Annotated in this window: 28 protein-coding genes, 1 pseudogene and 1 riboswitch; of the genes and pseudogenes, 17 read left to right on the forward strand and 12 right to left on the reverse strand. The window is 60.7% G+C overall.

All coding sequences use genetic code 11. The annotated features are described in order from the left end of the window. Nucleotides 1-30: 30 nt before the first annotated feature. The gene (locus ACOTXF_RS14265) at nucleotides 31-1,527 is read right to left on the reverse strand and encodes an NCS1 family nucleobase:cation symporter-1 (RefSeq protein ID WP_234115086.1); all 1,497 of its coding nucleotides are present in this window, start codon (nucleotides 1,525-1,527) and stop codon (nucleotides 31-33) included. A gap of 144 nt (nucleotides 1,528-1,671) precedes the next feature. Here ACOTXF_RS14265 and ACOTXF_RS14270 point away from each other — a divergent pair, with 144 nt between their 5' ends. The 3 genes and pseudogenes from ACOTXF_RS14270 (at nucleotide 1,672) to puuE (ending at nucleotide 4,076) form a co-directional block, all read left to right on the forward strand. Further along, on the forward strand, nucleotides 1,672-2,388 hold the full coding sequence (locus ACOTXF_RS14270; RefSeq protein WP_047745111.1) for a GntR family transcriptional regulator: 717 nt from the start codon (nucleotides 1,672-1,674) through the stop codon (nucleotides 2,386-2,388). Then, nucleotides 2,388-3,259: pseudogene (hpxA, locus tag ACOTXF_RS14275) on the forward strand (allantoin racemase). The gene ACOTXF_RS14270 and the pseudogene hpxA overlap by 1 nt, the downstream one beginning before the upstream one ends. After that, complete coding sequence (gene puuE, locus ACOTXF_RS14280) at nucleotides 3,144-4,076, forward strand: allantoinase PuuE (RefSeq protein WP_047745113.1); 933 nt, start codon at nucleotides 3,144-3,146, stop codon at nucleotides 4,074-4,076. The pseudogene hpxA and the gene puuE overlap by 116 nt, the downstream one beginning before the upstream one ends. Before the next feature lie 115 nt (nucleotides 4,077-4,191). Here puuE and hpxZ read toward each other — a convergent pair whose 3' ends face one another. From hpxZ to hpxW, 4 genes are read right to left on the reverse strand one after another with little or no spacing between them, the layout of a single operon-like run. Continuing rightward, entirely contained in the window at nucleotides 4,192-4,578 is a 387-nt protein-coding gene (gene hpxZ, locus ACOTXF_RS14285; RefSeq protein ID WP_047745114.1) for an oxalurate catabolism protein HpxZ, read from the reverse strand. Next, nucleotides 4,575-5,972, reverse strand: a complete 1,398-nt coding sequence (locus ACOTXF_RS14290; protein ID WP_047745115.1) for an AtzE family amidohydrolase — start codon at nucleotides 5,970-5,972, stop codon at nucleotides 4,575-4,577. The genes hpxZ and ACOTXF_RS14290 overlap by 4 nt, the downstream gene beginning before the upstream one ends. Beyond that, nucleotides 5,969-6,157 carry an oxalurate catabolism protein HpxX gene (hpxX, locus tag ACOTXF_RS14295; RefSeq protein WP_008499849.1) on the reverse strand — a complete coding sequence of 63 codons (189 nt, stop codon included), beginning with the start codon at nucleotides 6,155-6,157 and terminating at the stop codon, nucleotides 5,969-5,971. Before hpxX ends, ACOTXF_RS14290 begins: the two co-directional genes overlap by 4 nt. A gap of 10 nt (nucleotides 6,158-6,167) precedes the next feature. Continuing rightward, nucleotides 6,168-7,751, reverse strand: a complete 1,584-nt coding sequence (gene hpxW, locus ACOTXF_RS14300; RefSeq protein WP_047745116.1) for an oxamate amidohydrolase — start codon at nucleotides 7,749-7,751, stop codon at nucleotides 6,168-6,170. A gap of 144 nt (nucleotides 7,752-7,895) precedes the next feature. Between hpxW and hpxU the strand changes: the two genes are divergently transcribed. The 7 genes from hpxU to hpxK all read left to right on the forward strand — a co-directional run bounded on the left by hpxU (nucleotide 7,896) and on the right by hpxK (nucleotide 14,234). After that, the gene (hpxU, locus tag ACOTXF_RS14305; RefSeq protein WP_047745117.1) at nucleotides 7,896-8,735 is read left to right on the forward strand and encodes a MurR/RpiR family transcriptional regulator HpxU; all 840 of its coding nucleotides are present in this window, start codon (nucleotides 7,896-7,898) and stop codon (nucleotides 8,733-8,735) included. A 191-nt stretch (nucleotides 8,736-8,926) separates the two neighbouring features. Beyond that, nucleotides 8,927-9,709 carry a transporter substrate-binding domain-containing protein gene (locus tag ACOTXF_RS14310; protein ID WP_047745118.1) on the forward strand — a complete coding sequence of 261 codons (783 nt, stop codon included), beginning with the start codon at nucleotides 8,927-8,929 and terminating at the stop codon, nucleotides 9,707-9,709. 4 nt (nucleotides 9,710-9,713) lie between these two features. Further along, nucleotides 9,714-10,379 carry an amino acid ABC transporter permease gene (locus tag ACOTXF_RS14315; protein ID WP_023343724.1) on the forward strand — a complete coding sequence of 222 codons (666 nt, stop codon included), beginning with the start codon at nucleotides 9,714-9,716 and terminating at the stop codon, nucleotides 10,377-10,379. Beyond that, nucleotides 10,379-11,035, forward strand: coding sequence for an amino acid ABC transporter permease (locus tag ACOTXF_RS14320; protein ID WP_071882588.1), 657 nt, complete (start codon nucleotides 10,379-10,381; stop codon nucleotides 11,033-11,035). The genes ACOTXF_RS14315 and ACOTXF_RS14320 overlap by 1 nt, the downstream gene beginning before the upstream one ends. Beyond that, on the forward strand, nucleotides 11,016-11,753 hold the full coding sequence (locus tag ACOTXF_RS14325) for an amino acid ABC transporter ATP-binding protein (RefSeq protein ID WP_023327069.1): 738 nt from the start codon (nucleotides 11,016-11,018) through the stop codon (nucleotides 11,751-11,753). Before ACOTXF_RS14320 ends, ACOTXF_RS14325 begins: the two co-directional genes overlap by 20 nt. A 13-nt stretch (nucleotides 11,754-11,766) precedes the next feature. Continuing rightward, a complete protein-coding gene (locus tag ACOTXF_RS14330) occupies nucleotides 11,767-13,008 on the forward strand; it encodes a pyridoxal-phosphate-dependent aminotransferase family protein (RefSeq protein ID WP_047745119.1) in 1,242 nt (413 codons plus the stop codon). Next, nucleotides 13,005-14,234: an allantoate amidohydrolase gene (gene hpxK, locus ACOTXF_RS14335; protein ID WP_047745120.1), complete on the forward strand. Its 1,230-nt coding sequence runs from the start codon at nucleotides 13,005-13,007 to the stop codon at nucleotides 14,232-14,234. Before ACOTXF_RS14330 ends, hpxK begins: the two co-directional genes overlap by 4 nt. Nucleotides 14,235-14,319: 85 nt before the next feature. Here hpxK and ACOTXF_RS14340 read toward each other — a convergent pair whose 3' ends face one another. Beyond that, a complete protein-coding gene (locus ACOTXF_RS14340) occupies nucleotides 14,320-15,321 on the reverse strand; it encodes a magnesium transporter (RefSeq protein ID WP_045417180.1) in 1,002 nt (333 codons plus the stop codon). Between the two features lie 60 nt (nucleotides 15,322-15,381). After that, nucleotides 15,382-15,551, reverse strand: a riboswitch (M-box (ykoK) riboswitch). A 158-nt stretch (nucleotides 15,552-15,709) separates the two neighbouring features. On the opposite strand from ACOTXF_RS14340, the gene ACOTXF_RS14345 reads away from it, so the two are divergent. Continuing rightward, entirely contained in the window at nucleotides 15,710-16,213 is a 504-nt protein-coding gene (locus tag ACOTXF_RS14345; RefSeq protein WP_181518883.1) for a DedA family protein, read from the forward strand. Nucleotide 16,214: 1 nt separating this feature from the next. On the opposite strand, the gene ACOTXF_RS14350 is transcribed toward ACOTXF_RS14345, so the two are convergent. Further along, on the reverse strand, nucleotides 16,215-16,964 hold the full coding sequence (locus ACOTXF_RS14350) for an SDR family oxidoreductase (RefSeq protein WP_047745122.1): 750 nt from the start codon (nucleotides 16,962-16,964) through the stop codon (nucleotides 16,215-16,217). A gap of 100 nt (nucleotides 16,965-17,064) precedes the next feature. Here ACOTXF_RS14350 and ACOTXF_RS14355 point away from each other — a divergent pair, with 100 nt between their 5' ends. Next, the gene (locus ACOTXF_RS14355; protein WP_008499836.1) at nucleotides 17,065-17,424 is read left to right on the forward strand and encodes a winged helix-turn-helix transcriptional regulator; all 360 of its coding nucleotides are present in this window, start codon (nucleotides 17,065-17,067) and stop codon (nucleotides 17,422-17,424) included. Between the two features lies 1 nt (nucleotide 17,425). Here ACOTXF_RS14355 and ACOTXF_RS14360 read toward each other — a convergent pair whose 3' ends face one another. Both ACOTXF_RS14360 and ACOTXF_RS14365 read right to left on the reverse strand, forming a co-directional pair. After that, a complete protein-coding gene (locus ACOTXF_RS14360) occupies nucleotides 17,426-18,220 on the reverse strand; it encodes an SDR family NAD(P)-dependent oxidoreductase (RefSeq protein WP_023343730.1) in 795 nt (264 codons plus the stop codon). Nucleotides 18,221-18,345: 125 nt separating this feature from the next. Beyond that, nucleotides 18,346-18,789, reverse strand: coding sequence for a winged helix-turn-helix transcriptional regulator (locus ACOTXF_RS14365; RefSeq protein WP_047745123.1), 444 nt, complete (start codon nucleotides 18,787-18,789; stop codon nucleotides 18,346-18,348). A 152-nt stretch (nucleotides 18,790-18,941) separates the two neighbouring features. Between ACOTXF_RS14365 and agp the strand changes: the two genes are divergently transcribed. Then, on the forward strand, nucleotides 18,942-20,183 hold the full coding sequence (gene agp, locus ACOTXF_RS14370) for a bifunctional glucose-1-phosphatase/inositol phosphatase (protein WP_023343731.1): 1,242 nt from the start codon (nucleotides 18,942-18,944) through the stop codon (nucleotides 20,181-20,183). Between the two features lie 35 nt (nucleotides 20,184-20,218). Here agp and ACOTXF_RS14375 read toward each other — a convergent pair whose 3' ends face one another. Both ACOTXF_RS14375 and wrbA read right to left on the reverse strand, forming a co-directional pair. Continuing rightward, nucleotides 20,219-20,446: a YccJ family protein gene (locus ACOTXF_RS14375; RefSeq protein ID WP_008499832.1), complete on the reverse strand. Its 228-nt coding sequence runs from the start codon at nucleotides 20,444-20,446 to the stop codon at nucleotides 20,219-20,221. Nucleotides 20,447-20,466: 20 nt separating this feature from the next. Continuing rightward, nucleotides 20,467-21,063: an NAD(P)H:quinone oxidoreductase gene (gene wrbA / locus ACOTXF_RS14380; protein ID WP_008499831.1), complete on the reverse strand. Its 597-nt coding sequence runs from the start codon at nucleotides 21,061-21,063 to the stop codon at nucleotides 20,467-20,469. A gap of 391 nt (nucleotides 21,064-21,454) precedes the next feature. Between wrbA and ACOTXF_RS14385 the strand changes: the two genes are divergently transcribed. The 4 genes from ACOTXF_RS14385 to ACOTXF_RS14400 all read left to right on the forward strand — a co-directional run bounded on the left by ACOTXF_RS14385 (nucleotide 21,455) and on the right by ACOTXF_RS14400 (nucleotide 23,520). Further along, nucleotides 21,455-21,625 carry a general stress protein gene (locus tag ACOTXF_RS14385; protein WP_013097201.1) on the forward strand — a complete coding sequence of 57 codons (171 nt, stop codon included), beginning with the start codon at nucleotides 21,455-21,457 and terminating at the stop codon, nucleotides 21,623-21,625. Nucleotides 21,626-21,743: 118 nt separating this feature from the next. After that, complete coding sequence (locus ACOTXF_RS14390) at nucleotides 21,744-22,661, forward strand: DMT family transporter (RefSeq protein ID WP_023292825.1); 918 nt, start codon at nucleotides 21,744-21,746, stop codon at nucleotides 22,659-22,661. 61 nt (nucleotides 22,662-22,722) lie between these two features. Continuing rightward, nucleotides 22,723-22,992: a DUF1778 domain-containing protein gene (locus ACOTXF_RS14395; protein WP_008499829.1), complete on the forward strand. Its 270-nt coding sequence runs from the start codon at nucleotides 22,723-22,725 to the stop codon at nucleotides 22,990-22,992. A 6-nt stretch (nucleotides 22,993-22,998) separates the two neighbouring features. Continuing rightward, nucleotides 22,999-23,520: a GNAT family N-acetyltransferase gene (locus ACOTXF_RS14400; RefSeq protein ID WP_032651255.1), complete on the forward strand. Its 522-nt coding sequence runs from the start codon at nucleotides 22,999-23,001 to the stop codon at nucleotides 23,518-23,520. A gap of 73 nt (nucleotides 23,521-23,593) precedes the next feature. Here the strand turns inward: ACOTXF_RS14400 and rutG are convergent, their stop codons facing one another. Next, nucleotides 23,594-24,916: a pyrimidine utilization transport protein G gene (gene rutG, locus ACOTXF_RS14405; protein ID WP_008499826.1), complete on the reverse strand. Its 1,323-nt coding sequence runs from the start codon at nucleotides 24,914-24,916 to the stop codon at nucleotides 23,594-23,596. Between the last annotated feature and the right edge of the window lie 15 nt (nucleotides 24,917-24,931).

The following is a 24,931-nucleotide window of genomic DNA, read 5'->3' on the forward strand; positions in this document are numbered from 1 at the left end:
CCGCAGAGATGCTGCGGCCGAAGAGAAAGGTTACTCTTTTTGCGTCGCCACGCGGGAGCCAAACGACGTCGCGCCTGCCGTCTCGCGCTCTTCCCGCGCCAGCCAGCGGTAGGTCACGCCGCCGAGGAAGACGCCGATAAACCAGCTGAAGTTTGCCACCTCATGCAGGGCCGGGATAAAGCTAATGACCAGGCCCACGGCAACGGACGGGATCAGGGCGCCAATGGCTTTCGGGTTAAAGCCGTTGCGGTACCAGTATTTGCCCTTTGGCGTGTCGTCGAACAGATCGTCAACCGACACCTTGCCGCGTTTAATCAGGTAGAAATCGGCGATCAGGATGCCGAACAGCGGGCCGATAAACGCCCCGAGCACGTCCAGGGTGTAGTGGATGAGCTCCGGCGAGTTGAACAGGTTCCACGGGGTAAGCAGGATCGAGCCGACTGCGGCGATCATGCCCCCGGTGCGGAAGCTGATTTTCTGCGGCGAGCAGTTAGAGAAATCAAACGCCGGGGAGACGAAGTTCGCGACGATGTTGATCCCGATGGTGGCAGTGATCATCGTCAGCAGGCCTATCGCCACGGCCAGATCGTTACCCACGCGGCTGACGGTTTCGATCGGATCGGTGATCATGCGGCCAAACAGCGACTGGGTGCCGGAGACAATCACCACGGTGACGATGGAGAACAGCAGGAAGTTAAACGGCAGCCCCCAGCGGTTGCCGCGGCGGATCTCGCCCATGCTTTTGCCGTAGCGGGAGAAGTCGCCAAAGTTGAGCAGCGGGCCGGAGAAGTAGGAGACCACCAACGCCGTGGCGGTGATCATCTGCCAGGTCTGCTCGCCCGCGCTCAGGGATTTGCTGGCGAGGGTAAAGGAGATCCCATCAAAACCGGTCTTGTATACAATCCAGCCGGCGAGGGCCAGCATTACCACATAGACCGCCGGACCGGCGATATCAATAAAGCGCTTGATGGCGCTCATGCCGTGCCAGAAGACCATCGCCTGCAGGACCCACATAATGGCAAAGCAGATCCAGCCCAGATGCGACAGGCCCAGGAATGCGCCGGTAGTGAGTGAAGAGAGCGATGGCCAGAACTTCAGCGCCACCAGCATCAGGGCGTTGGCGGCGAGATAGGTCTGAATCCCGTACCACGCGAAGGCAATCAGCCCGCGGATCACCGCCGGGATATTGGCCCCGAACACGCCGAACGCCTGTCGACTGATCACCGCATAGGGCACGCCCGCCATCTGGCTCGGTTTGGCCACCAGGTTGGCGCACAGCTGCACGATGCAAATCCCCACCAGCAGGCAGAGCAGCACCTGCCAGCTTGCCAGCCCGAGCGTAAAGAAGCTCGCGGCGACCACATAACCCCCCATGCTGTGAACGTCCGACATCCAGAACGAAAAGATGTTGTACCAGCTCCAGTTCTGGTCACGCGTCGGTGCCAGATCCTCATTGCAAAGACGTGGGCTGTAAACCGCACCGGAATCAGCGGCCGTACCCTGATGCGCGTTTTGACTGTTTGGCATGAAACCTGCTCCTGTGAATGAAAACCCGTTGAGTGGGAGTGCAAACGGTGTTGCAGGATCCAGGCCAAAATAATAAATCTTGTATGCAATATTTTATTTTTATGTATACGATTCGATAACTGAAAGTAAAATTCGGAGTGGTGAATGAACAACATTAACGCCCTGCAGACCGCGCCAGACCTGCATGACAAAGACGAAACCATCTTCCAGGCATTGATGACCGCGATTGTCGAACACCAGCTGCTGCCGGGGAGCAAATTGCCGGAAGAGGCGCTGGCAGAGGTCTTTGGCGTGAGCCGCACGGGCATCCGCAAGGTGCTTCAACGACTCGCCGCTGTGCAAATGGTCACCCTGACGCCCAAGCGTGGTGCACACGTCGCCAGCCCCACGGTGGAAGAGGCGCGGCACATCTTCCGCACACGCGCGCTGCTGGAGGTCGCTAACCTGCCGGACGTGCTGGCCCACTGTCAGCCGCCGCACCTTGCCGCGCTGGAGGCCATCATTCGCCAGGAGCAGCAGGCGCACGAGGCCTATGACGGCCCGGCGGCGATTCGCTACTCCGCCAATTTCCACATTCAGCTGCAGGCCATCTCCGGCAACCAAGTGCTCACGGAGATGGTGACCGGCCTGAGCCAGCGTTCTTCGCTGGTGATCGCCACCTGGGGCGCGCCGTGGCGTCAGGGATGCCGCTGCAACGATCACGAACAGCTGGTGGATCTGCTGCGCCAGAAGGCGCTTGAGCCACTAAGCGATGCCCTCATGCACCATTTTGAACATATCGTCGCCAGCCTCTGCTTCGAGCGGGCAGGCGAGTGCCTGCCTGATTTTGCCCGGCTGTTTGCCGGCCACAAGGAGTCGTAATGTCTGTCTGTATACAAGTGATCAACCCCAACACCAGCCTCGCCATGACGGAAACCATCGGCGCGGCGGCCCGCGCGGTGGCGGCGCCGGGGACGGAGATACTCGCGGTCTGTCCGAGCGCGGGCGTGCCGTCCATAGAAGGCCACTTCGATGAGGCCATCGCCGCCGTGGGCGTTCTTGAACAGGTCAAGCTCGGCAGAGAGCAGGGCGTGGATGGTCACGTCATCGCCTGCTTTGGCGATCCGGGCCTGCTGGCGGCGCGCGAGCTGGCGCAGGGGCCGGTAGTCGGCATTGCGGAGGCCGCCATGCATATGGCGACGCTGGTCGCGACGCGCTTTTCGGTGGTTACTACGCTGCCGCGCACGCTGATCATTGCCCGTCATCTGCTGCACCAGTATGGCTTTCAGGACCATTGCGCGGCGCTGCACGCTATCGATCTCCCGGTGCTGGCGCTGGAAGACGGCAGCGGTCTGGCGCAGGAGAAGGTGCGCGCGCGCTGTATACAGGCACTGCAAGAGGATGGCTGCGGTGCCATCGTGCTGGGCTGCGGCGGCATGGCGACCCTGGCGCAGGAGCTGACCCGCGAATTGCGCGTGCCGGTGATCGACGGCGTCAGCGCGGCGGTAAAGATGGTGGAGTCGCTGGTGGCGCTGGGGCTGTCGACCAGCAAGCACGGCGATCTGGCGTTCCCGGAGAACAAAGTGTTAAGCGGGCATTTTCAGGCATTGAATCCATTTTAATTTTTGGGGGTGGCAATGGGGCTTTTCAAACAGGATTATCCGCGGGATCTGCGCGGCTACGCGGGCAACCCGCCGCACGCGCGGTGGCCGAATCAGGCGCGCGTTGCCGTGCAGTTTGTGCTCAACTATGAGGAAGGGGCGGAAAACCACGTTCTGCACGGCGATGCCGGATCCGAGCAGTTCCTGTCGGACATCATCGGCGCGGCCAGCTACCCGGACAAGCACATGTCGATGGACTCCCTCTACGAATACGGCAGCCGCGCCGGGTTCTGGCGGATCCACAATGAATTTCAGAAACGCGGCCTGCCGCTGACGGTCTTTGGCGTGGCGATGGCGCTGGCGCGTCACCCGGAGATTGTTGAGGCGATCAAAGCGGCGGATTACGACGTGGTCAGCCACGGCTGGCGCTGGATCCACTATCAGAATATGGACATCAGCCAGGAGCGCGAACACCTGCACAAGGCGGTGCACGTTCTGACCGACATGTTCGGCAAGCCGCCAACCGGCTGGTACACCGGGCGCGACAGCCCCAACACGCGCCAGCTGGTGGTGGAGCACGGCGGTTTTGACTACGACAGCGACTACTACGGCGACGATTTGCCCTTCTGGACGGAAGTGGCCTGCAGCGACGGCTCCCGCAAGCCGCACCTGATCGTGCCGTATACGCTGGATGCGAACGACATGCGCTTTGCGACCGCGCAGGGATTTAACACCGCCGAGCAGTTTTATACGTATCTGAAGGACAGTTTTGACGTGCTGTACGAAGAGGGGGAAAGCGCGCCGAAGATGATGTCCATCGGCATGCACTGCCGCCTGCTCGGGCGTCCGGGCCGTTTTCGGGCGCTGCAGCGGTTCCTGGATTATGTGCAGCAGCACGAGCGGGTGTGGGTCTGTACCCGCCAGCAGATTGCCGACCACTGGCGGGACGTGCATCCGTTTCAGCAGTAAGTGTGCGATGTTTTGCCGGGTGGCGGCTGCGCCTTACCCGGCCTACAGGGCCCACAGGGCATACGGAACATCGTAGGCCCGGTAAGCGCAGCGCCACCGGGCAGGTTTTTCAGCGTTACACCATCAAACTCACCTGCGCCGCCACGATGCGCCACCCGTAGGCAAACCGCACCCACGTCTGCTGCTGGCGGCCAATGCGCTCCGTGCTCTCCCGGGTAAACTCGGTGCTGCACACCGCGTAATCCTCACCGAAGGTGGTGATGACGGTGTGGCGCAGCGTCCGCTGCAGCCCGACGGACGGGCGCGCCGCGCGAAAGGCGCGGATTTCATCAATCCCGTACAGGTTTTCCCCCGTCCCCAGACGCACCGTGTTTTTGTCGTGCCAGAACAGCTCGTCCAGCACCGCAACGTTGTTGCTCACCAGCGCGTCTTCATAGCGGTAAAACGCGGCGGTCACCTCGGCGACTACCCACGGGAGGTTAATGTCATCGTGATTCATCATGCGGCCACCTCCGCCGGGCGGGCATCGGTGATGCCGCTCTCTTCCAGCACGCGCGCAACGCGCAGGCAGGCCTGCTCGTTAAACGGCGCGGCAATCAGCTGCAGGCCAATGGGCGCGCCCTGCGCGGTGCGCAGCGGAACGGTGGTCACGGGCAGGCCTAAAAACGAAATCGGCTGGGTCAGCATCCCCATGCTGGCGCGGATGGGAAGCGGCTGACCGTTAATCACCATGGTTTGCTCGCCGATCCGCGTGGCGCTGCGCGGCGTTGCCGGGGCAATCAGCACGTCGGCCCGTGCAAACAGCGCGTGAAACGCCTGCCGTGCCTGCGCGCGAAACCGCTGGGCCTGAATGTACCAGGCAGAGGGGATCATCGCCCCGGCCAGCAGGCGTTCGCGGGAGTGCGGCTCAAAACGCTCGGGTTCCCGGCGAAGCGCGGGCAGGTACTGATTTCCCCCTTCGGAGGCGCTGATGATAAACGCCGCGGAACGCGCCAGATCGGCGTCAGGAAACTGAAGCTCATCCTGCACGTCGAGCGCCTTCGCCACCCGCGCCACGGCGTCTCTGGCGTCCGCGTCGCACCAGGTGGTGAAGTAGCCGCCGAGCACCGCGCAGCGCAGGCCGCCAAGCCCGCGGTCAAGCAGGGGGCGCGTCTGTTCGCGCGAGCTCTCTGCCTGAAAACCGTCGCTGGTATCCCGCCCCTGCAGCGCGTCGTACACGGACGCCAGGTCGCATACGCGGCGCGCAAAGGGCCCGATATGATCCAGGCTCGCGACAAACGGATGGCTGCCGGATCGCGACAGGCGGCCAAAGGTGGGCTTCAGGCCGTAGATGCCGCACAGGGAGGCCGGAACGCGAATCGAGCCGTTGGTGTCGGTGCCGAGCGAAAAGTGCACCAGCCCGGCGGCCACCGCGGCGGCTGAACCGCCGGACGACCCGCCCGCAATGCGTGTCAGATCGTGCGGGTTACGCGTCGCGCCGTAGTGGCTGTTCTCGGTGGTAAAGCCGTAGGCGTAGGCGTCCATATTGACCATCCCGGTCAGCAGCCCGCCCGCGCTGCGCAGCTGGCGCACGGCGAAGCTGTCGGCAGCGGCAGCGGGGCGCTGGCTGAACAGCTCGGCCCCGGCGAGGGTGGTGTGACCGGCAACGTCGAACAGGTTTTTCACCGCGTAGGGTACGCCCGCCAGCGGCGGCAGGGGGCGCTTCTCGCGCCGCAGGGTGTCGATGTTCTCAGCCTCGGCGAGCATGCGTGCTTCCGTCACGGCGGTCCAGGCGCCGATCTGCGGGTTAACGCGCGCAATGGCCTCCAGCGTCTGGCGGGCAATCTCATGGGCGCTCAGCTCGCCCGCGCTCAGCGCCTGCTGAATGTCGCTGATACTCATCTCGTGTAGCCTCATGCTTTATACACTCCTGCGATCTCCAGACGGTCGTCGAGCGGCAGCGCCATCAGTGGGGCGGCCATGCTGGCAATGCGGCTGAACTGCAGCTGCAGCTCGGCCCGGCGGGCGTCATCCAGCGTCACGCCGAGTACGGTTTCCATCTGCGCCAGGTACGCCTGCCAGTCGGGTTGGTGTGTCGTCATTGTTTTCTCCTCAGAATCCGGCGGCCGCGCCGTTGCTGCGCGGGTCAAATGCCCCTTCAAACAGCCCGTTGGGGTGGCGAACAATGGCGCCCGCGTGGCCCATGGCTTCACTAAAGTCAGGGAATAGCTCCACCTCGTGACCGAGTGCCCGCAGGCGCGCGACCGTCTCGGGTGAAAAACGCCCTTCAAGCTTTAAGGTGTCTGAGGTTTGCCCCCAGGTGCGCCCCAGCAGCCAGCGTGGGCGGGTGATGCTCTCCTGCAGGGGGACGCCCTGGACAACGTAGCGGGTAAAGAGCGCGGCCTGGGTTTGCGGCTGTCCGTCGCCGCCCATCGAGCCGTAGACCATCACGCGACCGTCCTTCAGACGCGCCGCCGCCGGGTTCAGGGTGTGGAACGGCTGTTTGCCCGGCGCGAGGGCCAGAAGATGGGCGGGATCGAGGCTGAACGATGCGCCCCGGTTCTGCCAGACGATGCCGGTATCGGGCAGCACCACGCCGCTGCCGAACTCGTGATAAAGGCTCTGGATAAACGAGACGGCAAGCCCGCTGCTGTCCATCACCCCCATCCACACCGTATCGCCGGGGCCTTTTCCGGTTCCCCACGGCGCGGCGCGGCCGTCGTCAACCCTGTCGGCAAGCGCCTGCAGGGCGGCGGGATCCAGCAGTTTCTGAACATCGGTTTTCAGCGCGCGCGGGTCGGTGATGTGGGCATCGCGCAGGCCAAAGGCCAGCTTGGTGGCTTCCACGATGCGGTGAATGGTGTCGGCGTCGTCGGCCTCCGCCATGTTCAGGCGGTCGGTGATGCCGAGTATCGCCAGCGAGACCAGCCCCTGCGTTGGCGGGGCGTGGTTAAAGATCTCTCCCTGCTGATGCTCCAGCTTCAGCGGCGTGGTGCGCCGGGCCGCGTGGGCGTTGAGATCGGCCAGCGTCACGGGGAGACCCAGCGTCTCCATGCCGTGCGCCAGGACTTCCGCCAGCGGGCCGCGATAAAAGCTGTCGAGACCCTCTTCCGCCAGACGCGTCAAGGTCGTGGCCATGGCGGGCTGGTAAAACCGGCTCCCGACCTGCGGCGGCTTACCGTCCACCAGCCAGGTTTCCGCGAAGCCGGGGATGGCCTTCAGCTCGTCGAACTTGCTGGCCGTGGCGTGGGCCTGAGAGGCCGTGACCGGGGTGCCGTTCTGCGCATAGTCAATGGCGTCGGCCAGCAGGCGGGCCAGCGGCAGCGTTTTGCCGGTGATTTCGCGCGAGACCTTCAGCGCCTCGTCCCAGCCGCTTACCGTGCCGGCGACGGTTAGCGCCGCCTGCGGTCCGCGATGGGGGATCTGCGTGAGCCCATCGTAGGCGGCCAGCGTCGCGCGCGATCCCGCCGCGCCGCTGGCGTCAATGGCGATGGGGTCGCCTTCCGGCGGCACGATAAGCCAGAAGCCATCGCCGCCCAGCCCGTTCATATGCGGGTAAACCACGGCGATGGTGGCCGCTGCCGCGACCATCGCCTCTATCGCGCTGCCGCCTTCGCGCAGCACCGCCAGCGCGCTCTGGCTGGCAAGATTGTGGGGCGCAACGGCCATGCCGTGCGTGGAGACATTACTTTGCATGAAGCGTCCTCGTAACCCTGAAAGTCACAAGGTGCTGCAAAAGCTGTTCCAGTTCTGAATAAAAAGTTTCATGCCAGTTGCCGCAGAAGCTGGCATGCTTAATGAATAATGAGCATGAGATGAAACAAACGTTACAGAGGCGTTATGGAACAGCTTGATGAACGACTGAAAGCACAATACGCGTCATTGTCGCCGCAGGAGCAGCGGGTGGCGGATTTTATTTTCGATCATTTTGACGACCTCATTAGCTATAACAGCGCCGAGCTGGCGCAGCTGAGCGGGGTGTCGAAAGCCACGGTGAGCCGTCTGTTTAAGCGTCTGGGCTATGAGAAATATAAGGACATGCGCGAAGAGCTGCGCACCCTGCGCCAGAGCGGGATGCCGCTCACCGACAATCGCGACGCGGTGCAGGGCAATACGCTGCTGGCGCGCCACTATAAGCAGGAGATGGCAAACCTGACCCAGTGGGTCAATGCCCTCGACGCGCAGCAGTTTGCCGACGCCATGGCCTGCATGGTCAGGGCGCGCCGCATCGTCATTATCGGCATGCGTAACGCCTATCCGGCGGCGCTGCACCTGCGCCAGCAGCTGCTGCAGGCGCGCGGTCAGGTGCTGGTGCTGCCGCAGCCGGGGCAGAGCCTGAGCGAGGAGCTGGTGGACTTAACGCCGGACGATCTGGTGGTGATGATGGCCTTTCGCCGTCGCCCGCGCATCATTCGCCCGCTGATGCAGCAGCTTCAGAGCAGCGGTATTCCGGTGCTGCTGATGTGCGAGCCGCAGGCCCACAGCCTGTTCCCGCTGGCGAGCTGGCAGCTCTGCACTCCGCTGGACAGCGTCTCCGCCTATGACAGCTATTCGTCGGTCAACAGTCTGATCAACCTGCTGGCGAACGCCTTCCTGCATGACATTCTCGATCAGGGCCGCCCGCGCATTCACGAGATTGCCTCCCTCTACCAGCAGCTGGACGAACTCGAACAGCGATAATGAGGCATCAGGCTGGTGCTTTGCATTAAAATGGTGCATAACGGCGGGGCGAAAATGGAGAGCGTTTTCGCCCCGCCCGCGTTTTATCAGGCTTTATTAGAAAAATCCCCGCTTCGCGTTATCTGGCACATTAGTTGCAAAATCACATTCAAAGAATCTTTTGTTTCATGTTAACGTTACGGGGAAGCACCATGAAAAAACTGTTAATTGCACTGGCCGGGGCCGCATGCCTCTTCACACAGCTGCCGGCAAAGGCTGACCAGCTTCAGGATATTGAGAAGCGCGGCACCATCCGCATTGCCGTTCCGCAGGATTTCCCGCCGTTTGGCTCGGTGGGAACCGATCTGCAGCCGCAGGGCTATGACATCGACATGGCGCGCTATCTCGCTAAACAGATGAAGCTCAAGCTGCAGCTGGTGCCGGTGACCAGCGCCAACCGCGTGCCGTACCTGCAAACCGACAAGGTGGACCTGGTCATTTCAAGTCTCGGTAAAAACCCGGAGCGCGAGAAGGTAATCGACTTCAGCCGCGCCTACGCGCCGTTCTTCCTCGGCGTGTTTGGCCCGAAAGGGGCCGAGCTGAAGGACGCCGCCGCGCTGAGCGGAAAAACCATCGGCGTGACGCGCGGGGCGGTGGAGGACATGGTGCTGACCGGCCTGGCGCCGAAAGATGCCAACGTGAAACGCTACGAAGACAACAACACCACGCTCTCCGCCTACCTCTCCGGCCAGGTGCAGTACGTGGCGACCGGCAACCTCGTGGTGGCGGCCATTTCGCGTCAGAATGCGGCGAAAGCACCGGTGCCGAGCTTTATGCTGAAAGATTCGCCGTGCTTTATCGGCCTGAAGAAAAACGAACCGGCCCTGAAGGCAAAAGTGGACGCGCTGATTGAGCAGGGTATTAAAGACGGCACGCTGAACGGCCTGTCCGAGCAGTGGCTGAAGGCCCCGCTGCCGGCAAACCTTGGCGCCTGAGCCGATGACGGAGCAACTTGATTTTTCAGCCCTCTGGCCGCACTGGCCGGCGCTGCTGGCGGGATTGTGGGTCACCGTTCAGCTGACGGTAATGGCCACCGTCGGCGGGCTGGCAATCGGGATTTTCGGGGCGGCGATCCGCAGCGGACGCACCACCTGGTTTAGCCGGATCTGGGGCGCATACGTGGAAATCATCCGCAACACGCCGTTTGTGGTGCAGCTGTTTTTCATCGTCTTCGGTCTGCCGAATCTGGGCCTGAAGATGACGGCGGGGGAAGCGGCGCTATTGGCAATGGTGGTGAACCTGGGGGCGTACAGCACCGAGATTATCCGCGCGGGCATTCAGGTCACGCCGAAAGGGCAGTGGGAGGCCGGACGCGTGCTGGGGCTGACCCGGCTGCAGACCTTTATCCGCGTGGTGCTGCCGCCCGCGCTGCAGCGCATTTACCCGGCGCTGGTGAGCCAGTGCATCATCGTGATGCTCGGCTCGTCGGTGGTGTCGCAGGTCTCGTATGAGGAGCTGACCTTCGCCGCCAACCTGATCCAGTCCAGAACGTTTTTGAGCTTCGAGGTCTATCTGGTGACAACCGGTATTTACCTGGCGCTGTCGATTACCCTGCGCCAGCTGATGATGGCCGCAGGACGCAAATGGCTGGGGGTGCAGGCATGATGACCACCTTTACCGACTGGGACATTATTCGCAACCTGCTGCTGGCCGGGCGCTGGACGGTGCTGCTGTCGCTGGTGGCGTTTGTCGGCGGTGCGGTGGTAACGCTGCCGCTCCTGCTGCTGCGCCTCACCGGCGGACGCACGGTGAAGCGCATCATCCGCGGCTATATTGAGCTGTTTCAGGGCACGCCGCTGCTGATGCAGCTGTTCCTGGCCTTCTTCGGCGTTGCGCTGTTCGGCATCGACGTTTCGCCGTGGACCGCCGCCTCGCTGGCGCTGACGTTTTACACCAGCGCGTTTCTGCTCGATATCTGGTACGGCAGCATTCGCGCGCTGCCGAAGGGGCAGTGGGAAGCATCGCGCTGTCTGGGGCTGACCTTTGGACAGACCCTGTTTCGCGTGGTCGCTCCGCAGGCGCTGCGCATCGGCATTGCGCCGACGGTCGGCTTTGCCGTGCAGGTGATCAAAGGCACCGCGCTGGCGTCGATCATCGGCTTTGTCGAGCTGACCAAGGCCGGGACCATGCTGACCAACGTAACCTATCAGCCGTTTAAGGTCTTTGCGCTGGTGGCGCTGGGCTACTTTATTCTGTGTTATCCGCTGTCGCGTTACAGCCGCTATCTGGAGACGAAATTCAATGCCTCTCATCACCATTAATCAGGTGCAGAAGTACTACGGCGATAACCACGTGCTCAAGGGCGTCGATCTGGATATCGACATGGGCCAGGTGATCTCCATCATCGGGCGCAGCGGATCGGGCAAAAGCACGCTGCTGCGCTGCATCAACGGCCTGGAAGGCTATCAGGACGGCAGCATCAAGCTGGGCGGCATGACCATTACCGACCGGGATTCCCAGGCGCGCGAAATCAGCCGCTCGGTGGGGATGGTGTTCCAGAGCTTTAACCTGTTCCCGCACATGACGGCGCTGGAGAACGTGATGCTCGCCCCGCGTCGGGTGCTGAAGAAAAGCGCCGCCGAATGTCGGGCGCTGGCGCAGCAGATGCTGGAGAAAGTGGGCTTAGGCGACCGTCTGGATTACTACCCGTCGAGCCTCTCCGGCGGCCAGCAGCAGCGCGTGGCGATTGCCCGCGCGCTGGCGATGTCGCCGAAAGTGTTACTCTGCGACGAGATCACCTCCGCGCTCGACCCGGAGCTGGTGGGCGAAGTGCTCAAGGTGCTGGAGCAGCTGGCGGCCGAGGGGATGACGCTCATACTGGTTACCCATGAAATGAATTTTGCCCGCGAAGTGGGCGACCGCGTGGTGTTTATGCACCAGGGGAAAGTCTGGGAGCAGGGCGACAGCAAAACGCTTTTCGCCAACCCGCAGACCACGGAACTGAAGCAGTTCATCTCCTCCGTGCGCGGCCTCAACTGATAAGGACTGAATAATGGATATCGCACACTTTCCGCAAATCAACCCGCCGCAGCGCCTGCTGATGGGGCCGGGCCCGATCAACGCCGACCCGCGCGTGCTGCGCGCCATGTCGAGCCAGCTGATCGGCCAGTACGATCCGGCCATGACCCACTACATGAACGAGGTGATGGCGCTCTATCGCGGCGTGTTCCGCACCGAAAACCGCTGGACGATGCTGGTGGACGGCACCTCCCGCGCGGGGATTGAAGCCATTCTGGTCTCCGCCATTCGCCCGGGCGATAAGGTGCTGGTGCCGGTGTTTGGCCGCTTTGGACACCTGCTGTGCGAAATTGCCCGCCGCTGCCGCGCGGAGGTGCACACCATCGAGGTGCCGTGGGGCGAGGTGTTTACCCCGGACCAGGTGGAGGATGCGATTAAGCGTATTCGTCCGCGCCTGCTGCTGACCGTGCAGGGCGACACCTCCACCACCATGCTGCAGCCGCTCGCCGAGCTTGGCGCGATCTGCCGCCGCTACGACGTGCTGTTTTACACCGATGCCACCGCGTCGCTCGGCGGTAACGCCCTGGAGACCGACGCCTGGGGGCTGGACGCCGTCTCGGCCGGGATGCAGAAGTGCCTCGGCGGCCCGTCGGGCACGTCGCCGATCACCCTGAGCGCGCGGATGGAAGAGGCAATCCGTCGCCGCAAGTGCGTGGAGGAGGGTATTCGCACCGACGCCCACCGCGACGGCGAAGAGGAGATGATCTACTCCAACTACTTCGATCTCGGCATGGTGATGGACTACTGGGGGCCGGAGCGGCTGAACCACCACACCGAAGCAACTACCGCGCTGTTTGGCGCCCGCGAATGCGCGCGGCTGATCCTGCAGGAGGGGCTGGATAACGGCATCGCGCGCCACAGGCTGCACGGCGATGCGCTGCTGAAGGGCATTCAGGCGATGGGGCTGGAGACCTTCGGCGACCTGAAGCACAAGATGAACAACGTGCTGGGCGTGGTCATCCCGCAGGGGATCAACGGCGACCTGGTGCGTAAGCTGATGCTGGAGGATTTCGGGATTGAAATCGGCACCTCGTTTGGCCCGCTGCACGGTAGGGTGTGGCGCATTGGCACCATGGGCTATAACGCGCGCAAGGACTGCGTGATGACCACCCTGAGCGCGCTGGAGTCGGTGCTGAACTACCTCAAATTCACCACCACCCAGGGGGCCGCCATGCAGGCCGCGTGGGACCACTATCGTCGCGAGACGCCGCAATGAGCCCGGCGGCAGAGCGGGTGATGGCGCGCGCCGACGCGCTGGCCGCCATCAGCGAAACCCCGGACGGCCTGACGCGGGTCTATCTCTCCACGCAGCATCTCCAGGCCAACCAGCTGGTTGGGGAGTGGATGCGCCAGGCGGGCATGACCGTCTGGCAGGACAGCGTGGGCAATATCTGTGGACGCTACGAGGGCGCGCAGGAGGGTGCGCAGGCGGTGCTGCTCGGCTCGCATCTGGACACCGTACGCAACGCCGGGCGCTACGACGGCATGCTCGGGGTGCTCACCGCCATCGAAGTGGTGGACAGCCTGCACCAGCAGGGGCGGCATCTGGCGCAGGCCATCGAGATTGTCGGCTTTGGCGACGAAGAGGGGACCCGTTTTGGTATCACCCTGCTGGGCAGCCGTGGTCTGACGGGAACCTGGCCGCAGGGCTGGCTGGAGACGTGCGATGCCCAGGGCATCAGCGTGGCGCAGGCGATGGTGCAGGCGGGGCTCGATCCCACTCGCGTGGCGCTCGCGGCACGCCATCAGGAGGATTTCAGCGCCTGTCTGGAACTGCATATCGAACAGGGACCGTGTCTGGAGCAGGAAGGGCTGGCGCTGGGCGTGGTGGAAGCCATCAACGGCGCGCGCCGCCTCAACTGCCGCTTCACCGGCGAGGCCGGGCACGCCGGTACCGTGCCGATGAACCATCGTAAGGATGCTCTGGCCGCCGCCGCCGAGTGGATGGTGCTGATTGAAAACACCACCCGGCAGCAGGGCGGCAACCGGGTGGCAACGGTCGGAGAACTGCGCTGCCTGCCCGGCGCGGTGAACGTCATCCCCGGCGAGGTTGCGCTCTCGCTGGATATTCGCGGCCCGCAGGATGCCCCGCTGGACGCGCTGCTCGCTGAACTGCTGGCGCAGGCGCAGGCGATCGCCGCCCGTCGCGGGCTGAGCTTCAGCGCCGAGGAGTTTTACCGGATCGCCGCCACGCCGTGCGATGCGCGTTTGCAGCGCCTGCTGGGCGACGCGGTTGAATCGGTGCAGGGGCGCTCGTTATCTCTGCCCAGCGGCGCCGGGCATGACACCATCGCCCTTGCGGAACGCTGGCCGGCGGGGATGCTGTTTGTGCGCTGTAAGGGCGGGATAAGCCACCATCCGGCGGAATCGGTGATGGCTGAGGATGTTGCCCTCGCGATTGAGGCATTTGGGCAGGCGGTGAGAGCGCTTGGTGCGATCTGATTGTTGCCCGGCGGCGCTGCGCTTGCACGGGCCTACGGGATGGGTAGGCCGGGTAAGCGGCAGCGCCACCCGGCAAGGAATCACATCACTCCAGCCCCAGCGTATATTGCGCGATCTTAAAGTAGATAATCAGCCCGGTACCGTCGATCAGCGTCGCGATAAACGGCGCGGAGACGACCGCCGGGTCAATACCGCAGCGCTTGAGCACCATCGGAATGACGGACGAGACAATCGCGCTCCACAGCGTAATGCACACCAGCGTCAGGCTGACGATGAGCGTAATCTCCAGCCCGATCCCCATCATCCAGGCGCGAATGCACCCGGCAATGCCGAGCGTCACGGCAATCATCAGCGAGGTGGTCATCTCTTTGCGCAGCACGCGGCCCACGTCGCGCAGATGAACTTCACCCAGCGCCATGGCGCGCACCAGCGTGGAGGTGATCTGCGTCCCGCTGTTGCCGCCCGTGCCGATCAGCAGCGGAATAAAGAACGCCAGCGCGATGGCGGACTCCAGTGCCTCTTCAAAATGCTGAATGACCGAGCTGGTGTAGGCTTCGGCGACAAACAGCAGCAGCAGCCAGACGGAGCGTTTCTTCCACAGGCTGAAGGCGCTGGTTTCCAGATAGGGCTTCTCCAGCGGCAGCGTCGCCCCCTGAAGCTGGGCATCTTCGGTGACGTCATCTTCCAGCAGATGGGCGATTTCGCGCTCGGTCAGGCAGCCGACGAGTTTGCCGTGGGTCACCACGGGCACGACATCTGCGTCGCCGTGCGCCAGCAGTCCTGCAACATCGGCACGTTCATCCTCCGGTTTGACCTGCAAAAACTGCGAAATCATCAGGCTTTTAATTGACTGTACGGTATCTGTGGTCTGTAGCAGCTTGCGCACGGCAACCATCCCCGCAAGGCGGCCATTGTCTTCAATAAAAATATGCGACGGAATATCATCGTCTTTTAATTTTTTGAAGAATTGCTCGCGCGCCAGCGCCACGCATAATGCAATATCGAGGACGATAAAATCGGTATTCATATATTGCGCGACCGCGCTGTCATTGAATGCCTGGTTTTGGTTGTGAATAGCGTAAGACATAGTGAATTCCCTTTGAATAATAACATCTCTCAGGGGCGAGCAAGACAGGGCATGTCGAAGAGGAGATCCCCACGTCCTGGGTTCAGCACTGTACACCGTATCCCGTAAGGGAAGTTATACTGACAAAGCCTTGATTCGACAGTGCCTGTTTTACCCTGTGCCGGTTCTCTCGAACCTACCAGAGCGATAACGTGTATTTGTACAGGAGCCTCGCCATAACGAGATCGTTGTAAAACGAGAGGGATAATACGCCTGTTTAAATTTAGCGCTCAGAAAATTAAATAATGTTTAAGAACGGTTTAGATAAATATTATTAATAAAATGTTGAGGCTTTATTTAGGTTTATTCACTTTAAATGGAGGATTAAATAATTAACGGAGGAGAGAAAATGGCGTGGCTTGATAATCTGCTGAATCATTTTGCGCTGTATCCGGCACATCTGTTCGCGCTGTTATTTGTGATGGCGCTGAGCAAGTCCACGGTGCTGATCTCCTCCGTGCTGCCGCCCGCCTCGGTGATGCTGCTGGCGGGCATCGGCGTCAGCCAGGGGAGCATGCATCCGGTGCTGACGTGGCTCGCCGTGGTGATGGGGGCGACGGCAGGTTCGATGCTGAATTACCATATCGGCCAGCTGATGGGGCACACCCGGCTGGTCGCGCGCTTTACGGCGAAGCATGCCGCTACGTTTTTACGGGTTCAGCATCAGCTGCAAAAAAACGGCGTCATCGCCCTGTTTACGTCGCGCTTTCTGGCGGTGTTGCGCTATGTCGTGCCGCTGGCGGCGGGGATGCTCAGGCTTAACGCCGTCAAAGTCTACGCCGTCAGCCTGCTTTCCGCCTGCGCGTGGGCGGCGCTGTATGTCGGCGCGGTCACCGGCATCAGCGCCTTTTGAATTACAGACTTCCCATGCCGCCGTCCACCAGCAGCTCCGTTCCCACCGTGTAGCTCGACTCGTCGGAGGCCAGATAGAGCGCGGCTTTTGCCAGCTCCGTCGCCGAGCCCATTCTGCCGAGCGGCACCAGCTTGATGATTTCCGCCATCATCGCGTTAAGCGCCTCGTCGCTTAAGCCCGTTTTCGTAAACGCCGGGGTCTCCACCGGACCGGGGCTCAGGCCGTTGACGCGGATCCCGCGCGGCAGCAGCTCTGCCGACAGCGTGCGCGCCAGCGACAGCAGGGCGGCCTTGCTCGCGGCATACACGCTGCTGGTGGGCAGGCCGATGCGCGCGCTCACGGAGCCGCAGAGGATTATCGAGGACGGGTTATTCAGCAGCGGCAGCAGCGCCTGGATTAAAAAGAACGGCCCCTTCAGGTTGATGTTCATCAGACGGTCCCAGGCCTCTTCCTGCCAGGCTTCCAGCGGCGCGTGCGTCACGTCGCCGGCGTTGAGAAACACCGCGTCCAGGCGCGGCCAGCGGGCGGCGAGGGTTTCCGCCAGCGCTTTTTGCGAGGTGATATCGCCCGCATCGGTCGGGATCACCCAGGCCTTATCGCCCAGAATGCGCTCAGCTTCGGCGAGGGTGTCCGGGTTGCGTCCGGTCACGGCGACGCGGGCGCCTTCGGCGATAAACGCCTGCGCGGTGGCAAGACCGATGCCGCTGGTGCCGCCGGTAATCAACGTATACTTATCGGTTAAACGACCCATGTTCTTCTCCTGAAATGTCACTGGAGAAAGCACTATAGAAACGTTAGTATCGAAAGGAAACCAGGTACCAAATGGATACTAAAGAGGCAAGAGGTGTGCTATGGCAGAAATGCTGGGTGAGTGCTGTGAAAAAAAATCTGAGGCCTATACCTGCCCGATGACGCAGTTTGTAAATCTGATTTCCGGCAAATGGGCAATCCCGATCCTTTATCGTCTTATTGTGATTAACACGCCTGTCCGCTTCGGCGATCTGCTGCGGGCGGCTGCCCCCATTACCCAGAAAGAGCTGACGAAGCAGCTGCGCCTGTTTGAACAGCGCGGGCTGGTGACGCGGACGGTCTACCCGGAGATCCCGCCGCGCGTGGAGTATCAGATTACCGGGCTGGGGTTAACCCTGCAGGATGCACTCTCTCCGCTGGCCGCCTGGATGAGCGAGTACGGCGACCAGCTGGAGCGTTAGGCTACTGCTTTACGTAGCGCGGAGCCGGGATGCCGGTGCGCGCGCTGTTAAACAGCTCGAGGCGTGCCGCTTCGTAGCGGTCCCACAGGCTGACGTCATGCATCGGCGGGATGGTGATCGGTTCGCCCTGATCCAGCCCCGCCAGTGACGCATCCACCATATCGTCGGTGGTCATCACCGATCCTTCCGGCAGATCGTCCACCGTGACGCCAGAATGGCTCCAGATCTCCGTCGCGGTCGCGGCGGGCAGCACGGCCTGAATGCGCACGCTGCTGTCGGCAAATTCTTCCTGCAGTCCGCGGGTAAAGCTCAGTACCCAGGCCTTGGTGGCGCTGTAGAGCGCGCTGCCCGCACGGACATGGAGCGATAACACCGAGGCGATATTGATCAGCGTGCCGCGATTGTTCCGCGCCAGTCGCGGGAGAATGGCGTAGGTCAGCCGCATCAGCGCCGTGGTGTTGAGGGTATTGATGGCCTGATGCTGCGCCACCTCGCCCGCTAGGAACGGCGCCATCTGCGCGGTGCCCGCGTTGTTAACCAGCGTATCAATGGCGGTATTGCTGCGCAGTTCCTCTTCCACCGCGCGGATCCCGGCTTCATCGGTGAGATCGGCCACCAGAATATCGACGGCCACGCCGTAGCGCGCGCGCAGGTCGGCGGCGAGGGTTTTCAGGCGATCCTCGCGGCGGGCGACCAGGACCAGGTTGGCACCGCGCGCGGCAAGGCGATCGGCATAGACGGCACCGATCCCGGAAGAGGCACCCGTGATCAGGGCGGTGGTGATTTGCGTAGTCATAATGCATTACCTCAGGCAAAGTGGGTTATTTGGTTTCAATATGAAACTGAATTAACTCTCTGCTATTTGGTTTTATAATGCAACCACACTGGCGAGATTTTTTTGCTTTTGCCTGGCGGGTGGGCTCAGGAGGGGAGTTTGGCTACGATCTCGTCAGGCGTCAGTTCGCGCCCGTCGTCAGCGATAAGCATCAGTTTTCGCAGCGGTTTGCGCTGTTCGCTATCGACGAGAACGGTGCCGCATTCGTTTTCCGCGAACAAAAATTCATTGCCCCACTGGGACAAGGCAACCAGCACGGTTTGCAGGGCGCGTCCCTTGTCGGTCAGGACGTATTCCTGCCAGGCGCTGCCGTCGGAGGCGGGCTGAAGCCGGAGGATGCCTTCGTCCACCAGCAGCTTGAGCCGCGTGGTCAGCATGTTTTTCGCGATACCGAGGCTTTTCTGAAACTCGCCGAAGCGTTTAATACCGCGAAGCGCGTCGCGAACGATCAGCAGCGACCACCAGTCGCCGATGATATCCAGCGAACGGGCGACGGGGCAGGTGCTCTCTTCAAGGCGGGTACGTTTCACAGCGAATTCTCCGGTGGGGTGTGGTTTTATTATAAAACTAATTGGCACACTCCGTAAGCACGTTAATCATCAGTTTGAGAAATGCTTCCCGGAAAATTGTGACGAACCTGTCACACTGAACGCGACATTTTAAAACGAGTGAGGAATTAGGGATGAGAAAAGCACTACTCGCGCTGGCAGTCGCCGGTTCCATTTCAGCAACGTTTGGCGTACAGGCGCAAGAGACGCCGGAAGGGTATCAGCTGGAGCAAGTTTTAATCATGAGCCGTCACAACCTGCGCGCGCCGCTGGCCAATAACGGCAGCGTGCTGGAGCAGTCCACGCCGAAGCAGTGGCCGGAGTGGGAAGTGCCGGGCGGCCAGCTCACCACCAAAGGTGGCGTGCTGGAGGTGTATATGGGGCACTACATGCGCGAGTGGCTGGCGCAGCAGGGGATGGTGAAGACGGGAGAATGTCCACCGGCGGATAGCGTTTATGCTTACGCCAACAGCCTGCAGCGCACCGTCGCCACCGCGCAGTTCTTCATTACCGGCGCGTTCCCGGGCTGCGATGTGCCCGTGCACCATCAGGAAAAAATGGGCACCATGGACCCGACATTCAATCCGGTGATTACCGATAACTCGCCGGAATTCCGCGAAAAAGCGCTCAAGGCGATGGAGTCCGAGCGGGAGAAAATGCAGCTTGGTGAAAGCTACAAGCTGCTGGAGCAGATGACCAACTACGCCGACTCGCCGTCCTGCAAAGAGAAAAAGGTCTGCTCGCTGGCGGACGCGAAAGATACCTTCAGCGCCGACTATGAAAAAGAGCCCGGCGTTTCCGGGCCGCTGAAGGTGGGTAACTCGCTGGTGGACGCGTTCACGCTGCAGTATTACGAAGGCTTCCCGGCCGACCAGGTCGCCTGGGGTGAAATCAAAACCGACCAGCAGTGGCGCGTGCTGTCGAAGCTGAAAAACGGCTATCAGGACTCGCTGTTTACCTCTACCGAGGTGGCGCAAAACGTGGCGAAACCGCTGGTGAAGTATATCGATAAAACGCTGGTCACCGAGCAGGCGAAAGCGCCAAAGATCACCCTGCTGGTGGGGCATGATTCGAACATTGCTTCCCTGCTCACCGCCCTCGATTTCAAACCGTACCAGCTGCACGACCAGCAGGAGCGCACCCCGATTGGCGGCAAGATTGTCTTCCAGCGCTGGCATGACAAAAATGCGAACCAGGAGCTGATGAAAATTGAGTATGTCTATCAGAGCTCAGAGCAGCTGCGCAACGCCAGCGTGCTGTCGCTGCAGTCTCCGGCGCAGCGCGTGACGCTGGAGCTGAAGGGCTGTCCGGTGGATGCGAACGGCTTCTGTCCTGTTGATAAATTCAATGCGGTGATGAATAACGCGGCGAAGTAAGAGAGAACCCCCCGCGTGATGGCGGGGGGAAACGCTTAAACGTTTTTACGTTCGATGGTTTGCTCACCCCAGAAGAGCGAGTCTTTGTCCGTTTTTTCGAAGGCGCGCACCAGCACTTCATCGTTGCCTTCTTCCCAAATCTGCTCTGCCAGCTTTTCATCGTATTTCGCGACTTCAAAGATAGCTTCGGCAATCTCCGGAGAGGTGTTGCGTAAACTTGCCCATTCGCCCACGTGGTGAGCTTTGGATTCTTGAGTTGGCATGCTTGTCCTCCTGTTGGGTGTTAGCCGTTGAGTTTTTTGGCCAGACCCGCGACGTATTCACCCTGATAGCGGGCGATAGACAGTTCTTCATTGCTTGGCTGGCGTGAACCATCCCCACCGGCAATGGTGGTTGCACCGTACGGCGTACCGCCGCGCACCTGGGAAATATCAAACAGCTCCTGCGCGCCGTAGCCAATTGGCACAATCACCATCCCGTGATGAGCAAGGGTAGTCCAGGTTGAGGTAATCGTCTGCTCCTGACCGCCGCCGGTCCCGGTAGAGCTGAATACGCTGGCGAGTTTGCCGTAGAGCGCCCCGGATGCCCAAAGTCCGCCGGTTTGATCGAGGAAGGTGCGCATCTGGCCTGACATATTGCCGAAGCGGGTTGGGGTGCCGAAGATAATGGCATCATAATCCGCCAGCTCCTGCGGGGTGGCGACCGGGGCGTTTTGTGTTTTTCCCCCGGCTTTCGCGAAGGCTTCCGCCTGCATGGTTTCCGGTACGCGTTTCACCACAACCTCAACGCCGTCAACCCTGTTTGCACCTTCTGCTACCGCGTGAGCCATGGTTTCAATGTGTCCATACATGGAATAATAGAGCACCAGAACTTTTGCCATTTTGCTTCACTCCTCGTTGGTTTCTCTGACAGCGGATCGCTGCGCTCTTTTAAAGATATGTCATCACAGCCAGACTGCAAAAATGAACGCCATTTATTTGATTTATAACAACATGAGGAGAAAAATGGCTTTGTAGCAAAATGATACAACTTTCCCGGTGCGGATTTTTAAAATGATAAGAAAGGCTTATGAATTACCGCCGCGTCATCTCACCCGAAAGACTGAGATCATGTTGCAGGATATTACCTTCGGCTTGCCGGATAACCTCATTCCACTAGGCTTAGTTTCACGCGGCACAGATAAAGGCGTTGTCCTTGAGCCGCGAGGTGAAAGAATCCTCTTTTACTGAATGCAATATGATGTCTAATGTTTCACACTCTGGAGGTTAGAGATGGCAAACCATCGTGGTGGTTCAGGTAATTTCGCAGAAGACCGTGAAAGAGCATCAGAAGCAGGCCGTAAAGGTGGCCAGCATAGCGGGGGGAATTTTAAAAATGACCCTCAGCGCGCATCTGAGGCTGGCAAGAAAGGGGGGAAAAACAGCCATGGCGGTAATAAGTAATTCGCCAGGTTGACTCCCTGCCGCCGGGTTTCCCCCGGCGGTTTTTTTATTTCTGCAACATTGAACTGTAACCAAAGGCAACGCACACTACAGAATTGTTCTCATTTGCTGGTGCCGCATGTCTGTCTCACGCTTTAAGTTCTCCGTAAAACCACAGGAAGCCATCCTCATTCTCATCACCATGTTTTGGGGCGGGACGTTTCTGGCCGTTCAGTACGCGGTGACCCTCAGCGATCCGTTCTTCTTTGTCGGCCTTCGCTTTGCGACGGCGGCGTTAGCCGTGGGGCTAATATCCCTTAAAACGCTGCGGGGTCTGACGCTGAAAGAGCTTAAGGCGGGCGTGGCGATTGGGGTGGCGATAGCCATGGGCTACAGCCTGCAGACGTGGGGATTGCAGACCATCTCCAGCAGCAAATCCGCGTTTATCACTGCCATGTATGTGCCGCTGGTGCCGCTACTGCAATGGCTGTGCCTGGGGCGGCTGCCGGGTCTGATGTCCTGTATTGGCATCGTGCTGGCGTTTATCGGCCTGATTTTGCTTGCCGGGCCGGAAAACAATCTCCTGGCGCTGGGGCCGGGTGAAATCATCACCCTGATTGGGGCGATTGCCATTGCGGCAGAAATTATTCTGATCAGCGCCTGGGCGGGCAAAGTCGACGTTAAGCGGGTGACGGTGGTGCAGCTCGCCACGGCCTCGCTGGTGGCCTTTGCGACCATGGTGCCGGCAGGGGAGTCCGTGCCGCCGATGTCTACCGGCCTGGTCGTGGTGGCGCTGGGGCTCGGTATCTTCAGCGCCATTATCCAGGTCACCATGAACTGGGCACAGCGCAGCGTATCGCCAACGCGAGCAACGGTCATCTACACCGGCGAACCGGTCTGGGCAGGCATTTTCGGGCGACTGGCCGGGGAACGTCTGCCGCTGCTGGCCCTGGTGGGCGCGGCGTTTATTGTCGCCGGGGTGCTGGTGAGCGAGTTGAAGCTCAGAAAGCGTCGGAACCCGGTGAGCGACATGACTGCTGAAGAAGGTTTAGATTGAAAAAATAGACGGGTTTATCTACGATGTGTACGGATAAATACCGTACACGGTGAAGTAAACCATGCCAGCACTGAAAAAACAGCGTATCGATCTTCGCTTAACGGACGAAGACAAAACAATGATTGAAGAAGCGGCAGCGATGACGAATCAAACGATCACCCAGTTTATGGTGAACAGTGCGTCAGAGCGGGCAGCGGAAGTCATCGAGCAGCACCGCCGTCTCGTATTAAACGAAGCATCCTGGAATGCGGTGATGGATGCCATCGACAATCCACCAGAGCCAAATGAACGCCTGAAGCGAGCGGCGAAACGTCTTCGAAACATGGAGTGAAGCGTCGTGGACAATCTCACGATCGAAATGTTTTCAGAGGGAAAAGACTATGATTTCAGGGACTTCGATTGTGGTGAACCCTCGCTAAATGTCTTCCTCACAGAACATCTGGTGCGTCAGCACAATGGGCGTATTTTACGAGGCTATTTGCTTAAAGATCGCGATGGTCCGCGAGTCCTGGGCTATTACACGTTGTCTGGTAGTTGCTTTGAAAAAGCGATGCTGCCTTCTAAGACTCAGCAGCGTCGGATCCCTTATAGCAACGTACCGAGCGTAACGCTGGGACGTCTGGCGATACATAAAGACTTACAGGGGCTGGAGTGGGGAACGACGCTCGTCACGCATGCCATGCGGGTTGTCTATCTGGCATCGCAGGCGGTGGGCGTACACGGAATATTTGTTGATGCACTCAACGACCAGGCAAAACAATTTTATCTGAAGCAGGGCTTTATTCCGCTGACGGATGAAAACAGCCATTCTCTTTTCTTTCCTACAAAATCTATCGAACGACTGTTTGAGCAGGCGTGATTGCCTGACATAAAGGTGTTCTTAGCGAACATAAAGGTCGGGTAAGGCATCTCCGTCACCCGACATTGAGATTTCACGACTCCTGACGCACCACCTCGCCCTGCGGCGCAGCGGCCATCCGGCGGCTCAGCAGGGCGTTAAGCAGGATCGCGCCGAAGGTCGCCGTGCCAATCCCGCCGATCGTAAACCCGCCCAGCGTCAGGGCAAAATCGCCCGCGCCCAGCACCAGCGTGACCGCCACCATAATCAGGTTGCCATTCTGACTAAGGTCGACGCGATGCTGCACCCAGATGCGCGCCCCGGCCACGGCGATCAGCCCAAACACCACGATTGATGCCCCGCCGATGACCGGTGACGGAATGGTATGGATCAGCGCGCCGAATTTCGGCGAGAAGCCGAGCAGCATCGCCATCACCGCTGCCGCCACGAAGACCAGCGTCGAATAGACTTTGGTCACCGCCATCACGCCGATATTCTCGGCATAGGTGGTAACGCCGCTGCCGCCCACGGAACCGGAGAGCATGGTCGCCAGCCCGTCGCCGACGAACGCGCGGCCCATATACGGGTCCATGCTGCGTCCGGTCATCCCCGCGACCGCCTTCAGGTGACCCAGGTTTTCCGCCACCAGGATAACGGCGACAGGGGCGATGAGCATCATCGCCTGGGTGTTAAAGGTGGGGGAGGTGATCTGCGGCAGGCCGAACCAGGCGGCCTGATGCAGCAGCGTAAAATCAACCGGCTTGCCGAGACCAAAAACGTTCGCCAGCAGGGCATATACCAGACAGGCGACAATCAACCCGACCAGGATCAGCAGCCGCTGGATCATGCCCCGCGTAAAGACCGCCACCAGACCGATGCACAGCACGGTCACGACGGCCATCCAGCTTTCAAAGGGCGAGCCGGAGACGCTTTTCACCGCAATCGGCGCAAGGTTCAGACCGATCGCCATTACTACCGCGCCGGTGACGACGGGGGGCATCATGCGTTCGATCCAGCGCGTGCCGATCTTCATCACCACCAGACCAATCAGGGTATACACCAGACCGCAGGCGATGATGCCGCCGAGGGCCACGCTCAGGTTGGGGTTGATTCCCTGGCCGTTAAACCCGGTGGTGGCGATGACCACCCCGACAAAGGCGGCGCTGGAGCCGAGATAGCTGGGCACGCGCCCGCCGGTGACAAAAAAGAACAGCAGGGTGCCGATACCGGACATCAGAATCGAGAGGTTGGGATCGAGTCCCATCAGCATCGGCATTAGCACCGTGGCGCCAAACATGGCGACCGCGTGCTGGACGCCCATCACCATCGTCTGCCCGAGCGGGAGGCGTTCATCCGGCGCGACCACGCCAGCTTCTGTGGAGGTCGATTTCAACTGCCAGTGGGGAAATCCGAACATGGTCTGTCTCCTTAG

Source organism: Enterobacter cloacae complex sp. IR53041, from assembly GCF_049238285.1.
GTDB lineage: Bacteria > Pseudomonadota > Gammaproteobacteria > Enterobacterales > Enterobacteriaceae > Enterobacter > Enterobacter roggenkampii.